This window comes from Pseudomonas sp. Z1-29, assembly GCF_051131995.1.
Lineage (GTDB): Bacteria > Pseudomonadota > Gammaproteobacteria > Pseudomonadales > Pseudomonadaceae > Aquipseudomonas.
In genome coordinates this window covers 297166-311375 of record NZ_CP071645.1, presented here as the reverse complement: position 1 = coordinate 311375, position 14210 = coordinate 297166, and the positions used below count along the sequence as shown (strand labels likewise).

Genomic DNA, 14210 nt, shown 5'->3' with positions numbered 1-14210 from the left:
CCTTACTGAATGATCAGGTTGTTGAACAACAGATCATCCACCATCGGCTTGCCCGTCTCGTCGTTCATCACCTGCTGGGTCTGCTTCAACGCTTCCTGCCGCAGCTTTTCCTTGGCTTCAAGGTTGTTCATGGTTTCGGTCGTCTGCTGGGCGAACAGCGCCACCAACTGATTGCGAATCAACGGCTCGTTAGCCTTCACCGCCGCAGCGGCGGCGTCACCGGTCACGCGCAGGGCAACGTCGGCCTTGTAGACCTTCAGCTTAGTCGTTCCGTCCAGGCCATAATTGCCCACGAATGGCGGGCTGAGCGTGATGTAACTGACCTTCGGCGCCTCGCCTTCTTTGGCTTCCTTGGCTTCTTCGGCCATCGCCGCCACAGGCAACGACAGGGCCAGCATCAACATGATCCACGCTTTCACATTCGACTCCTCATCCGATTTGCGGCCCAGCATACCGCCCCCTCGTCCCAGCACAAGCTTATGGCCGGCTATCAGGGCGGGGCATGCTCGTTGACCCCTTCACTCTCACACCTACACTTATCGGCCATCACTCCCAAAGGAATAGCCCTGATGAAAGCCGTGCTGTGCAAAGAATTCGGCCCCGCCGAATCGCTGGTGCTGGAAGACGTCGCCAGCCCCGTCGTGAAGAAGAACGAAGTGCTGCTGGACGTGCACGCCGCCGGGGTGAATTTTCCTGATACGTTGATCATCGAAGGCAAATATCAATTCAAGCCGCCCTTCCCGTTTTCCCCCGGCGGCGAAGCAGCGGGTGTCGTCCGCGAGGTGGGAGAAAAGGTCAGTCACCTGAAAGTCGGAGACCGGGTCATGGCGCTGACCGGCTGGGGCAGTTTCGCCGAACAGGTGGCAGTCCCGGGCTACAATGTGCTGCCCATTCCTGCCGCCATGGAATTCAACACCGCCGCCGCTTTCAGCATGACCTACGGCACCTCGATGCATGCCCTCACGCAACGTGCCAACCTGCAACCCGGTGAAACCCTGCTGGTGCTCGGTGCCTCCGGCGGCGTCGGCCTGGCGGCGGTGGAAATCGGCAAGGCCATGGGCGCCCGGGTGATCGCCGCCGCCAGCAGCGCGGAAAAACTCGCGGTAGCCAAGGCCGCCGGCGCCGATGAGCTGATCAACTACACCGAAACCAGCCTCAAGGATGAAATCAAGCGCCTCACCGACGGCCAGGGCGCCGACGTGATCTACGACCCGGTGGGCGGCGACCTGTTCGACCAGGCGGTCCGCGCCATCGCCTGGAACGGCCGGCTGCTGGTGGTCGGCTTCGCCAGCGGGCGCATTCCCGAGCTGCCGGTGAACCTGGCCTTGCTCAAGGGCGCTGCCGTGGTAGGCGTGTTCTGGGGCTCCTTCGCCCAACGCCAGCCGCAGGACAACGCCGCCAACTTCCAACAACTGTTTGGCTGGTTCGCCGAAGGCAAGTTGAAACCGTTGGTGTCGCAGGTCTATCCATTGAGCAACGCCGCCCAGGCGATCAATGACCTGGGGCAGCGCAAGGCGGTGGGCAAGGTGGTTGTGCAGGTTCGCTGATTGCCCAAGCTGTTTACCTGAACCGGGTCGCAGCGCTACGGCCCGGTTCCGCCATCCCCATACCGCCCTCCATTTATACCTGAGCGACATGTTCGTAAAAGAACATGAGATCTCCCACATTTCCGCTGTTTGGCCGATGCGAACCGGTGCTATTTTCGGTAATGAAACTGTAACATTCGCATCCGCAGTCAAAACAAGAAATCTGGAGCCCTTGAATGTTTGCTTTCTTTCGTCCCGCCGCACATCAGGCTCCATTGCCTGAAGAAAAAATAGACAGCACCTATCGGCGCCTTCGCTGGCAGATCTTCGCCGGCATTTTTATTGGTTATGCCGGTTACTACCTGCTGCGCAAAAATTTTACCCTGGCGTTTCCGGATCTGATCGCCCAAGGCTATACAAAGGGCCAGCTGGGGGTGGCGATATCGGCAATCGCGATCGCCTACGGTCTTTCCAAGTTCCTGATGGGCATCGTGTCCGACCGCTCCAACCCGCGTTATTTCCTGCCTTTTGGCCTGATAGTGTCAGCCGGAGTGATGTTCATTTTCGGTTTCGCACCGTGGGCAACCTCAAGCGTGACCATGATGTTCATCCTGTTGTTCATCAACGGCTGGGCGCAAGGCATGGGCTGGCCACCAAGCGGACGCACCATGGTGCACTGGTGGTCGCAGAAAGAACGCGGCGGTGTGGTTTCGGTATGGAACACCGCCCATAACGTCGGCGGCGGCTTGATCGGCCCGCTGGCAATACTTGGCATGGGCTGGTTCAACGACTGGCACAGCAAGTTCTACGTACCGGCAGCGGTGGCTTTGCTGGTCGCTGTATTTGCCTTCATCGTCATGCGCGATACGCCGCAATCGACAGGCTTGCCGCCCATCGAGAAATACAAAAACGATTACCCGGAAGGCTACGATGCCAGCCATGAAGAAGAATTCAGCGCCAGGGACATCTTCGTCAAATACGTGCTGCGCAACAAGATGCTCTGGTTCATCGCGCTGGCCAACGTTTTCGTCTACCTGTTGCGCTATGGCATTCTGGACTGGGCACCGACCTATCTCAAAGAGGTCAAGCACTTCGATTTCGACAAGACGTCCTGGGCTTACTTCCTGTACGAGTGGGCCGGCATTCCCGGCACGCTGCTATGCGGGTGGATGTCGGACAAGGTCTTCCGGGGCAACCGCGGCCTGACGGGCATGGTGTTCATGGCATTGGTGACCGTCGCAACAATCATCTACTGGCTGAATCCGCCGGGTAACCCGATGGTCGACATGATCTCGCTGTTCGCGATTGGCTTCCTGATCTATGGCCCGGTCATGCTGGTAGGTCTGCAGGCCTTGGAACTGGTGCCCAAGAAAGCAGCAGGTACAGCTGCCGGCTTCACCGGTCTGTTTGGTTATCTGGGTGGCTCAGTCGCAGCCAGCGCCATGATGGGCTACACGGTGGACTATTTCGGCTGGGATGGCGGCTTCATCCTGCTGGTCGGTGCCTGCCTGCTGGCCATGGCATTCCTCGCGCCAACCCTGCGGCACAAGCAGATCGCCAGTCAGAGCCGCGACGCGATCGCCTGATCCAGCGCTGATTTGCAGCGCTTGAGCCGCGCCTCCAGATTACGGTCTGGCATGGCGTGGCTGCGCAGGGCGTGGATGGTCTGCTCGACATAATCGCGAGTCGTGCCATACCGCCCGCAGGCGCTTTCGAACACCTGGCTCAGCACATGATCCGGCAGATTGCCGGCATAGCTGGGCAGGTGTCGCTCCAAGACAAAACCCAAGGCCTGAACCCGATTGCCATCTTCCAGCCGACAGCTGAGCCAGTGCGGCCGATAGGACGGCACGGGCATCTCGCGCTGCCACAGGGCCAACAGCGAATCCTGCAGGTTTTCTTCCGGCAACCGGTAGGCGAAACCGCTGCACGAGCCGCCGCGATCCAGCCCGAACACCAGCCCTGGCAATTCCGGGGTGCCACGGTGTTCATGGGACCACAGATACAACCCGCGATGATAACCGTGCACTCGCCCGCGCATACGCTCCACCGCCGTGCATTCGGGCCGCCAGATCAACGAGCCGTAGGCGAACAGCCAGACTGGGCCGCCCTGGTGCAGGCTCATCGTCGAGTGCATCGATGCAAGCAGTTGTTCCCGGGTCAGCTGTGGCCCCAACTCGAGTCTTGGCGGATACAGCGCGCAGGTGATGGCGGATTCGATAGCGGTCATGGCCGGTAGCGGATGGCTCCTCGCTGATTGTGAATGGCTTGGCAACGCCAAGGTACTGGCGTTTGAAGGAACGAAGGCAAGTTGGATGCCATCGGGCTTCCATATACGTTATCGGTATCTAGCTGACAGAACTAAATACCGAAACGAAATATGGGCCGTTATATCGATCGGCATTCGTTCTTGTAGCGAGGCAGCTTGCTCCCGCTGGACGGCGCAGCAGTCCCAGATGAGGCGGTCGCTGCGCAACCGAGCGGGAGCAAGCTCCCTCGCCACGAAGAACTCACCGAGCCTAGGTTGGACGAACGCGGTTCAAGCCCGTGGCGCGTACGCAAACACATCCGCACGCATCTGATGAGCATCCATCCCGGCCTCCACCAGCGCATCAAGCGTGGCGTAGATCATCGCTGGTGAGCCGCTGGCGTAGACGTGGACGCTGGAAAGATCGCTGATGTCCTCGCACACGGCTTCATGGAGCATCCCGCAGCGCCCTTCCCAGCCGCACAAGTCGCTGACGACTTTGTGCAGGAACAGGTTCGGCAGTTTTTTCCATTCATCCCAATGCTCGATTTCATAGAAATCCTCCGGCCGCCGCACGCCCCAATACAAATGCACCGGGTATTTGAAACCGGCGGCCCGGCAGTGCTCGATCAGGCTATGCATCTGCGCCATGCCGGTTCCAGCGGCGATCAGCACCAGCGGGCCATCCGGCAACTCGGACAAGTGGGTATCACCGAACGGCATTTCGATGCGCACGGTAGGATTGCGCCGCAGTTGCTCCAGCAGCGCCAGCGCACTGCTTTCGCGCGCCAGTACATGTAGCTCCAGGTCCCGCCCCGAATGCGGCGCCGAGGCCAGGGAGAACGCCGATTTTTCGCCGTTCTCGCGCTCGATCATCAAGTATTGCCCAGCGTGATAGCGCGGCGGCTTGCCCGCCGGCGCCCGCAGGCGCACCCGCCAGACATCGCCGCCGACGTCACTGCATTCGGTAACCTGGCACGCCAGGTTGCGCACCGGCAGTTCACCCGGCGCCAGCACGCCATCCCAGAGCACCACGCAATCCTCCAGCGGCTCGGCAATGCAGGTGAAGATCTCGCCGTGATCACGCACCTCACCGGCCTGCGTCACGCGACCTTCTACCAGCAGCGCGCCACAGACGTGGCAATTGCCATTGCGGCAGCTCTGCGGACATTCGTAGCCCAGGCGCCGGGCGCCATCGAGAATCCGCTCCGCCGGCTGTATCTCCAGCACCGCGCCGGAAGGCTGCAAGGTTACACGCATCAATCTATTCCTAACTGATTCCAGATGGCATCGATCCGTTGGGTAACGGCTTCATCCTTGACGATAACCCGGCCCCATTCACGGGTGGTTTCACCGGGCCATTTATGCGTGGCATCGAGCCCCATCTTCGACCCCAGGCCGGACACCGGCGAGGCGAAGTCGAGGTAGTCGATCGGCGTATTCTCGATCATCACCGTGTCGCGCTTGGGGTCCATGCGCGTAGTGATGGCCCAGATCACGTCGTTCCAGTCCCGTGCGTTGATATCGTCATCAGTGACAATAACGAACTTGGTGTACATGAATTGTCGTAAAAACGACCAGACGCCCAACATCACCCGCTTGGCATGCCCCGGATACGACTTCTTCATGGTCACCACGGCCATGCGGTACGAGCAGCCTTCCGGTGGCAGGTAGAAGTCGGTGATCTCCGGGAACTGCTTCTGCAGGATCGGCACGAACACTTCGTTCAGCGCCACGCCGAGGATAGCCGGCTCATCGGGCGGACGTCCGGTGTAGGTGCTGTGGTAGATCGGCTTGATCCGATGGGTGATGCGCTCGACGGTGAACACCGGGAAGCTGTCCACCTCGTTGTAATAACCGGTGTGGTCGCCGTAAGGACCTTCATCGGCCATTTCGCCGGGGTGGATCACGCCTTCGAGAATGATCTCGGCGGTGGCCGGCACTTGCAGGTCGTTGCCACGGCATTTCACCAGCTCGGTGCGGTTGCCCCGCAGCAGGCCGGCGAAGGCATATTCGGAAAGGCTGTCCGGCACGGGCGTGACGGCGCCAAGGATAGTCGCCGGATCCGCGCCCAGGGCCACCGAAACCGGGAACGGCTGGCCAGGGTGTTTTTCGCACCACTCACGATAATCCAGCGCGCCACCCCGATGGCTCAGCCAGCGCATGATGACCTTGTTGCGGCCAATCACCTGCTGGCGGTAGATACCGAGGTTCTGGCGATCCTTGTTCGGCCCTTTGGTGACGGTCAGGCCCCAGGTGATCAGCGGCCCCACGTCGCCCGGCCAGCAGGTCTGCACCGGCAGCATGGCGAGGTCGACAGCGTCGCCCTCGATCACCACTTCCTGGCAGATCGCGTCCTTGACGACTTTCGGCGCCATGGAAATGATCTTGCGGAAAATCGGCAGCTTCGACCAGGCGTCCTTCAGGCCCTTCGGCGGCTCCGGCTCCTTGAGGAACGCCAGCAGCTTGCCGATCTCGCGCAGTTCGCTGACAGCTTCGGCCCCCATGCCCAGGGCTACACGCTCCGGTGTGCCGAACAGATTGCCCAGCACCGGGATGTCATAGCCGGTCGGATTTTCGAACAGCAGTGCCGGGCCCTTTGCCCGCAGGGTGCGGTCGCAGACCTCGGTCATCTCCAGCACTGGGGACACCGGCACCTGGATGCGCTTGAGTTCGCCGCGCTGTTCCAGACCGCTGATAAAGTCGCGCAAGTCGCGATACTGCATGCAAAGCCTCATGGTGACCGTGGCGTTCGGGGGCCCGAGTTTAACGCCGCCCGTTCGCAATAGTGAATGCACAGACAGCAAAAAGCCGGGTTTCCCCGGCTCTTGCTGGCCTGCTCGACTTACTTGCGCTTCATCGACAGGAAGAACTCATCGTTGGTCTTGGTCGTTTTCAGCTTGTCGACCAGGAACTCGATGGCCGCGACTTCATCCATCGGATGCAGCAGCTTGCGCAGGATCCACATGCGCTGCAACTCGTCATCGGCCGTCAGCAATTCTTCGCGACGGGTACCGGAACGGTTGATGTTGATGGCCGGGAACACACGCTTCTCGGCGATGCGACGGTCCAGGGGCAGTTCCATGTTGCCGGTACCCTTGAACTCCTCGTAGATCACTTCGTCCATCTTCGAGCCGGTTTCAACCAGCGCGGTGGCGATGATGGTCAGCGAGCCGCCTTCTTCGATGTTCCGTGCGGCACCGAAGAAACGCTTCGGTTTCTCCAGGGCGTGGGCATCGACACCACCGGTCAATACCTTGCCGGAGCTCGGGATCACGGTGTTGTAGGCACGGGCCAGACGGGTGATGGAATCGAGCAGGATCACCACGTCCTTCTTGTGTTCGACCAGGCGCTTGGCCTTCTCGATCACCATTTCGGCAACCTGCACGTGACGGGTCGGCGGCTCGTCGAACGTCGAGGCGACCACTTCGCCGCGCACGGTGCGCTGCATCTCGGTCACTTCTTCCGGACGCTCGTCGATCAGCAGCACGATCAGATGAACTTCAGGATTGTTACGAGCGATGTTGGCCGCGATGTTCTGCAGCATGATCGTCTTGCCCGCTTTCGGCGGCGCCACGATCAGACCGCGCTGGCCTTTGCCGATAGGTGCGCACAGGTCGATGACACGACCAGTGAGGTCTTCGGTGGAACCGTTGCCGGCTTCCATCTTCATGCGCACGGTTGGGAACAGCGGGGTCAGGTTCTCGAAGAGAATCTTGTTCTTCGCGTTTTCCGGACGGTCGAAGTTGATCGTATCGACCTTGAGCAGCGCGAAGTAACGCTCGCCTTCCTTTGGAGGGCGGATCTTGCCAACGATGGTGTCACCGGTGCGCAAGTTGAAGCGACGGATCTGGCTCGGCGAGACGTAGATATCGTCCGGGCCGGCGAGGTAGGAAGCGTCCGCGGAGCGGAGGAAGCCGAAGCCGTCCTGGAGAATCTCCAGCACGCCATCACCGGAGATTTCCTCGCCGCTTTTTGCGTGCTTCTTGAGCAGGGAGAAAATCACGTCCTGCTTGCGCGAACGGGCCATATTTTCTATGCCCATCTGTTCGGCCAATTCGAGCAGTTCGGTAATCGGCTTTTGCTTGAGTTCAGTCAGATTCATATAGGAATGACGTAATCATTTATGGAGGGGGGAAATTAAGCTTTTGGCTTAATGAGGCCGCGCCGCAGAGAAGGCGACAGGATCGCGTACTTGTTCGAAAGGAGAGCGTCGGCGACGGCTTGCAGGGGGCAATGGAGAAACCAGTGCGGGGCCGAATGTAACACCTCGATTTACGAGCGTCTAGCCCTGGATAACGAAAAAGCCCCGCGATTTGCGGGGCTTTTGGCAGAACATTCGACGCTTAGATGTTCGCGTCGAGGAAAGCTGCCAGTTGCGACTTCGACAGCGCGCCGACCTTGGTGGCCTCGACGTTGCCGTTCTTGAACAGCATCAGGGTCGGGATACCACGCACGCCGTGCTTGGCCGGGGTTTCCTGGTTTTCGTCGATGTTCAGCTTGGCGACGGTCAGTTTGCCCTTGTAGGTCTCGGCAATTTCGTCCAGGACCGGAGCGATCATTTTGCAAGGACCGCACCACTCAGCCCAATAGTCGACCAGCACTGCGCCTTCGGCCTTGAGTACGTCAGCTTCGAAGCTAGCGTCGCTAACGTGTTTGATCAGATCGCTGCTCATGGAAATCTCCGGGGTAATCAGCAAAAAAACGTGGCCCATCATAGCTGCCCTTCCCAGGTTCAGGAAGCCGCAGTTGATTGAGTCTCGCTATGGAGATTGATGGCTTTGGGTATGGCCCGCTTCATGAAGCGGCCGGTGCGATGAATGAGATACCGGTACGCAACGCCGCATTACGTACATGTTCCTGCATGGTTTTTTGCGCCGAAACCGATGCCCGGCGGGCCAGGGCGCGAAGGATCTTGCGATGTTCCTGCCACGTCTCCATCGCCCGCTCCGCCCTGATGAACGGTAGTTTCTGGCTTTCCAGGAAGATATCGGCGCTGGCGGTGAGAATGCCCAGCATCGCCTGGTTGCCGCTGGCCAGCAGGATCCGCCGGTGGAACTCGAAATCGAGCCGCGCCGCCGCGTCGAAATCCCCCGCTTTCAACTCTCGGCGCATGGCCTCGACGTTGTCATCCAGGGCATCGAGCTCATCGGCGCTCAACGTGACGGCCGCCAACCCGGCCGCGAACCCCTCAAGGGCATAACGCAACTGAAAGATATCCACCGGCGAGGCCTGCGCGGCGAAGGGCCAACCCGGCGTTGGTTCGCTGCGTGGGGCTTGCGCCGGCGATTGCACGAATACCCCCCTGCCCGGCTGCACGCTGATCATGCCCAAGGCACTGAGCGATGAAAGCGCCTCGCGCAGTGAGGCCCGGCTCACCCCCAGCTGCAAGGCCAGGTCCCGTTGTGACGGCAGCGCATCCCCCGGGCCGAAACCTTGATCGGCGATCAGCTTGCGGATGCCTTGCAGGGCGACTTCCGGAACGGCACGAGAAATGGAATTCATGGTTTTTCAGGGAAACCGAGTCAATGAGCGGCTAGTTGTAAAGCTATTCGAAGCCCTCGGCAAGTCGTGCCCCAGCAGGGTTCGGCGGCTTGTATCAACGCTCGATAAAGGTGCGAAACGCGACGCAACTGTTCAGACCAGTCAGACCGATGCCCACCAGCAAAATCGCGGCTTTGGTGGATCAGCAAGGCCTTTGGCATGGCCTGTGCTCTGTCCGATCAGAGAAATCACATCATCGACTGCGGAGATTCACCATGATCCAGCGTTGCAGCGTCCTGCTCACTGCCCTGTTTGCCAGCCTGATGCTTTGCCAATTGCCCGCCCACGCCGATGGCCTGGAAGACGTGGTCAAGCGCGGTACGCTCAAGGTTGCGGTGCCTCAGGATTTTCCACCGTTCGGCTCCGTGGGTCCGGACATGAAGCCACGCGGCCTGGACATTGATACGGCGAAACTGCTGGCCGACCAGCTCAAGGTCAAGCTTGAACTGACGCCCGTCAACAGCACCAACCGCATTCCATTCCTGACCACTGGCAAGGTCGACCTGGTGATTTCCAGCCTGGGCAAGAACCCTGAGCGTGAAAAAGTCATCGACTTCTCCAGCGCCTACGCGCCGTTCTACCTGGCCGTATTCGGCCCGCCTGATGCCGCCATCAACGGCCTGGACGACCTCAAGGGCAAGACCATCAGCGTCACCCGTGGCGCCATCGAAGACATCGAGCTGAGCAAGGTCGCCCCCGAAGGCACCACCATCAAGCGCTTCGAAGACAACAACTCGACCATCGCCGCCTACCTGGCCGGCCAGGTGGACCTGATCGCCAGTGGCAACGTGGTGATGGTCGCCATCAGCGAGCGCAACCCCAAGCGCGTTCCGGCGTTGAAAGTGAAACTCAAGGACTCGCCGGTGTACGTGGGCGTGAACAAGAACGAGCCGGCGCTGCTGGACAAGGTCAACCAGATCCTCGCTACGGCCAAGACCGACGGCAGCCTGGAGAAAAACGCCCAGACCTGGCTCAAGCAGCCACTGCCGGCCGACCTCTGACCGTCGCTTGAGAGGCTGAGCATGGCTTATCAGTTCGATTTCCTGCCGGTGGTGCAAAACACCGAGCTGCTGTTGCGCGGCGCGCTGTTCACCCTTGAACTGACGGCCATCGGCGCGTTGCTCGGGGTCGGCCTGGGCATCGTCGGGGCGGTGGTTCGGGCGTGGAATATCCGTCCGTTCGCGGCGATATTCGGCGTGTACGTGGAACTGATCCGCAACACGCCGTTCCTGGTCCAGCTGTTTTTCATCTTCTTCGGCTTGCCGTCCCTGGGCCTGCAGATTTCCGAGTGGCAGGCGGCGGTGCTGGCGATGGTGATCAACCTCGGCGCGTATTCCACCGAGATCATCCGGGCCGGCATCCAGGCTATCCCGCGGGGGCAACTGGAAGCCGCCGCGGCACTCGCGATGAGCCGCTTCGAAGCGTTCCGCCACGTAGTCTTGCTGCCGGCACTGGGCAAGGTCTGGCCGGCGCTGAGCAGCCAGATCATCATCGTGATGCTCGGCTCCGCCGTCTGTTCGCAGATCGCCACCGAAGAGCTGAGCTTCGCCGCCAATTTCATTCAGTCGCGCAATTTCCGCGCGTTCGAAACCTACGCGCTGACGACGCTGATCTACCTGTGCATGGCGCTGTTGATCCGCCAGTTTCTCAACTGGGTCGGGCGTCGCTACATTGCCAGGAGCAGCCAATGAGCGATTTCACTTTCTGGGACGTGGTGCGCAACCTGCTCACCGGCCTGCAATGGACCCTGGCGCTGTCGCTGGTGGCGTTTATCGGCGGCGGTGTGATCGGCTTGCTGGTGATGGTGCTGCGCATCTCCAAACGCGCCCTGCCGCGTAATGTCGCCCGGACCTATATCGAGCTGTTCCAGGGCACGCCGCTGTTGATGCAGTTGTTCCTGGTGTTCTTTGGCGTGGCCCTGGCCGGGGTGGAAATTTCCCCCTGGATGGCGGCGGCGATTGCCCTGACGCTGTTTACCAGTGCCTACCTGGCGGAGATCTGGCGCGGTTGCGTCGAGTCGATTTCCAACGGTCAATGGGAAGCATCCGCGAGCCTGGCACTCAACCCGCTGGAACAGTTGCGCTACGTGATCCTGCCCCAGGCGCTGCGGATTGCCGTGGCGCCGACCGTGGGCTTCTCCGTGCAGGTGGTCAAGGGCACGGCCGTGACGTCGATCATCGGCTTTACCGAACTGACCAAGACCGGCGGCATGCTCGCCAATGCCACGTTCGAGCCGTTCATGGTCTACGGCCTGGTGGCCCTCGGTTATTTCCTCCTTTGTTACCCCTTGTCCCTCAGCGCGCGCTACCTGGAAAGGAGACTGCATGCCTCTGCTTAGAATTTCCGCCCTGCATAAGTACTACGGCGATCACCACGTGCTCAAAGGCATCGACCTGAGTGTCGAGGAAGGCCAGGTGGTAGCGATCATCGGCCGCAGCGGTTCGGGAAAATCCACCTTGCTGCGCACCCTGAACGGTCTCGAATCGATTAACGACGGCGTGATCGAAGTCGATGGCGAGTACCTCGACGCGGCACGCGCCGACTTGCGCAGCCTGCGCCAGAAAGTCGGGATGGTGTTCCAGCAATTCAACCTGTTCCCGCACCTGACGGTCGGCGAGAACGTGATGCTCGCGCCACAAGTCGTGCAAAAAGTGCCCAAGGCCAAGGCGGCCGAGCTGGCGCGGCAGATGCTGGAGCGGGTCGGGCTCGGCGAGAAATTCGATGCCTTCCCGGACCGCTTGTCCGGCGGCCAACAGCAACGGGTAGCGATTGCCCGAGCCCTGGCGATGTCGCCGAAGGTGCTGCTGTGCGATGAAATCACCTCGGCCCTGGACCCGGAGCTGGTCAATGAAGTGCTCAGCGTGGTGCGGCAATTGGCCAAGGAAGGCATGACGCTGATCATGGTCACCCATGAAATGCGCTTTGCCCGGGAGGTAGGGGACAAGCTGGTGTTCATGCACCAGGGCAAGGTGCATGAAGTGGGGGACCCGAAGGTACTGTTCGCCGATCCGCAGACGGCCGAGCTGGCAAACTTCATCGGGACGGTGGAGCCTGCCTGAACTTTGCTGGCAAGACCTTCTGTGGCGAGGGAGCTTGCTCCCGCTCGACTGCGCAGCAGTCGCAGGCCCTGCCAGCCGGTTTATTCCTGATGTATCGGGTTGATTCATTTGGGGCAGCTGCGCAGCCCAGCGGGAGCAAGCTCCCTCGCCACAGAAGCCAAGCCAAGCTGCTCCAGGTCAAGGGTTTGGATCAGGCGCGTTGGCGTAAGCGATCGATCGTGGCAGGATGGCAAGGTTATCGACCGAGACTTTTTGACCATGCCGCTATCCCAAGCCAAGAATCTGTCCCTGATCGCTGCCATAGACCTGGGCTCCAACAGCTTTCACATGGTCGTCGCCAAGGCCCAGAACGGGGAAATCCGCATTCTTGAGCGACTCGGCGAGAAGGTCCAGCTGGCCGCCGGTATCGACGAAGAACGTCAACTGAGCGAAGAATCCATCCAGCGCGGCCTCGACTGCCTCAAACGGTTTGCCCAACTGATCAACGGCATGCCCCTGGGCGCGGTGCGCATCGTCGGCACCAATGCCCTGCGCGAGGCGCGCAACCGCGGCGAATTCATCCGGCGCGCCGAAGAGATCCTCGGCCATCCGGTGGAAGTCATCTCCGGCCGTGAAGAGGCCCGCCTGATCTACCTGGGTGTTTCCCACACCCTGGCGGACACCCCGGGCAAGCGCCTGGTGGCGGACATCGGCGGCGGCAGTACCGAATTCATCATCGGCCAGCGCTTCGAACCACTGTTGCGCGAAAGCCTGCAGATGGGTTGCGTCAGCTTCACTCAGCGCTACTTCCGCGACGGCAAGATCACCCCGGCCCGCTACGCCCAGGCCTACACGGCGGCGCGCCTGGAAATCATGAGCATCGAGCACGCGCTGCACCGCCTGACCTGGGATGAAGCCATCGGTTCCTCGGGCACCATTCGCGCCATCGGCCTGGCACTCAAGGCTGGCGGCCATGGCAGTGGCGAGGTCAACGCCGAAGGCCTGGCCTGGCTCAAGCGCAAAGTGTTCAAGCTGGGCGAATCGGACAAGATCGACTTCGAAGGTATCAAGCCTGATCGCCGGGCGATTTTCCCGGCGGGCCTGGCGATTCTCGAGGCGATTTTTGACGCCCTCGAACTGCAACGCATGGATCACTGCGAAGGTGCCCTGCGTGAGGGCGTGCTCTACGACCTGCTGGGGCGCCATCATCACGAAGACGTCCGCGAGCGCACCCTCGGCTCGCTCATGGAGCGTTACCACGTCGATCAGGAACAGGCGGCGCGGGTCGAGCGCAAGGCCCTCCACGCGTTCGACCAGGTAGCCGACGACTGGGACCTGAACGACGGTGTCTGGCGCGAACTGCTGGGCTGGGCCGCCAAGGTGCACGAAGTCGGCCTGGACATCGCCCACTACCATTACCACAAGCACGGCGCCTACCTGATCGAGCACTCGGACCTGGCGGGTTTCTCTCGCGAGGACCAGCAGATGCTTGCGCTACTGGTGCGTGGTCACCGGCGCAATATTCCCAAGGATAAATTCGCCGAGTTCGGCGATGACGGCATCAAGCTGATCCGCTTGTGCGTGCTGTTGCGCTTCGCAATCCTCTTCCACCACATCCGCGGCACCCAGGAAATGCCCCAGGTAACCCTGCATGCCAATGGTGATCAACTGGATGTGATATTCCCGGACGGCTGGCTGGAAGAAAACCAACTGACCCAGGCCGACTTCGCCCAGGAAGCGGAATGGCTGACCCGGGTCGGGATTGTGTTGAATATTCACTGATCGGCGCCACGGCACGCTCCCCCGTGGCGAGGGAGCTTGCTCCCGCTCGAATGCGCAGCAGTCGCAGGATCT

General features: G+C 60.8%; 14 protein-coding genes. 7 read left to right on the top strand and 7 right to left on the bottom strand.

What is annotated here, in order from left to right; all coding sequences use genetic code 11:
- Window positions 1–2: 2 nt before the first annotated feature.
- On the bottom strand, window positions 3–419 hold the full coding sequence (locus J3P84_RS01480; RefSeq protein ID WP_434571024.1) for a flagellar basal body-associated protein FliL: 417 nt from the start codon (window positions 417–419) through the stop codon (window positions 3–5).
- A 150-nt stretch (window positions 420–569) separates the two neighbouring features.
- Here J3P84_RS01480 and J3P84_RS01475 point away from each other — a divergent pair, with 150 nt between their 5' ends.
- Both J3P84_RS01475 and glpT read left to right on the top strand, forming a co-directional pair.
- Entirely contained in the window at window positions 570–1547 is a 978-nt protein-coding gene (locus J3P84_RS01475) for an NADPH:quinone oxidoreductase family protein (RefSeq protein ID WP_434627209.1), read from the top strand.
- A 215-nt stretch (window positions 1548–1762) separates the two neighbouring features.
- Entirely contained in the window at window positions 1763–3112 is a 1350-nt protein-coding gene (gene glpT / locus J3P84_RS01470) for a glycerol-3-phosphate transporter (RefSeq protein ID WP_434627207.1), read from the top strand.
- Here the strand turns inward: glpT and J3P84_RS01465 are convergent.
- The 6 genes from J3P84_RS01465 to J3P84_RS01440 form a co-directional block, all read right to left on the bottom strand.
- A complete protein-coding gene (locus tag J3P84_RS01465; RefSeq protein WP_434602199.1) occupies window positions 3088–3756 on the bottom strand; it encodes a gamma-glutamylcyclotransferase in 669 nt (222 codons plus the stop codon). The genes glpT and J3P84_RS01465 overlap by 25 nt on opposite strands.
- Before the next feature lie 309 nt (window positions 3757–4065).
- Window positions 4066–5034, bottom strand: a complete 969-nt coding sequence (locus tag J3P84_RS01460) for a CDP-6-deoxy-delta-3,4-glucoseen reductase (protein WP_434627205.1) — start codon at window positions 5032–5034, stop codon at window positions 4066–4068.
- Window positions 5034–6500, bottom strand: a complete 1467-nt coding sequence (gene ubiD, locus J3P84_RS01455) for a 4-hydroxy-3-polyprenylbenzoate decarboxylase (RefSeq protein WP_434571014.1) — start codon at window positions 6498–6500, stop codon at window positions 5034–5036. Before ubiD ends, J3P84_RS01460 begins: the two co-directional genes overlap by 1 nt.
- A gap of 119 nt (window positions 6501–6619) precedes the next feature.
- Window positions 6620–7879 carry a transcription termination factor Rho gene (gene rho / locus J3P84_RS01450; RefSeq protein ID WP_003206716.1) on the bottom strand — a complete coding sequence of 420 codons (1260 nt, stop codon included), beginning with the start codon at window positions 7877–7879 and terminating at the stop codon, window positions 6620–6622.
- A gap of 241 nt (window positions 7880–8120) precedes the next feature.
- On the bottom strand, window positions 8121–8450 hold the full coding sequence (trxA, locus tag J3P84_RS01445; RefSeq protein WP_003206727.1) for a thioredoxin TrxA: 330 nt from the start codon (window positions 8448–8450) through the stop codon (window positions 8121–8123).
- Between the two features lie 121 nt (window positions 8451–8571).
- Complete coding sequence (locus J3P84_RS01440; RefSeq protein ID WP_434627203.1) at window positions 8572–9279, bottom strand: FadR/GntR family transcriptional regulator; 708 nt, start codon at window positions 9277–9279, stop codon at window positions 8572–8574.
- Between the two features lie 254 nt (window positions 9280–9533).
- On the opposite strand from J3P84_RS01440, the gene J3P84_RS01435 reads away from it, so the two are divergent.
- The 5 genes from J3P84_RS01435 (at window position 9534) to ppx (ending at window position 14138) form a co-directional block, all read left to right on the top strand.
- On the top strand, window positions 9534–10319 hold the full coding sequence (locus J3P84_RS01435) for a transporter substrate-binding domain-containing protein (RefSeq protein WP_305498011.1): 786 nt from the start codon (window positions 9534–9536) through the stop codon (window positions 10317–10319).
- Window positions 10320–10340: 21 nt separating this feature from the next.
- Window positions 10341–11009 carry an amino acid ABC transporter permease gene (locus tag J3P84_RS01430; RefSeq protein WP_181288088.1) on the top strand — a complete coding sequence of 223 codons (669 nt, stop codon included), beginning with the start codon at window positions 10341–10343 and terminating at the stop codon, window positions 11007–11009.
- Window positions 11006–11656 carry an amino acid ABC transporter permease gene (locus J3P84_RS01425; protein ID WP_434627201.1) on the top strand — a complete coding sequence of 217 codons (651 nt, stop codon included), beginning with the start codon at window positions 11006–11008 and terminating at the stop codon, window positions 11654–11656. Before J3P84_RS01430 ends, J3P84_RS01425 begins: the two co-directional genes overlap by 4 nt.
- The gene (locus J3P84_RS01420) at window positions 11643–12377 is read left to right on the top strand and encodes an amino acid ABC transporter ATP-binding protein (protein ID WP_039590243.1); all 735 of its coding nucleotides are present in this window, start codon (window positions 11643–11645) and stop codon (window positions 12375–12377) included. Before J3P84_RS01425 ends, J3P84_RS01420 begins: the two co-directional genes overlap by 14 nt.
- A 258-nt stretch (window positions 12378–12635) precedes the next feature.
- Entirely contained in the window at window positions 12636–14138 is a 1503-nt protein-coding gene (gene ppx, locus J3P84_RS01415) for an exopolyphosphatase (protein WP_434627199.1), read from the top strand.
- The last annotated feature ends 72 nt before the right edge of the window (window positions 14139–14210 follow it).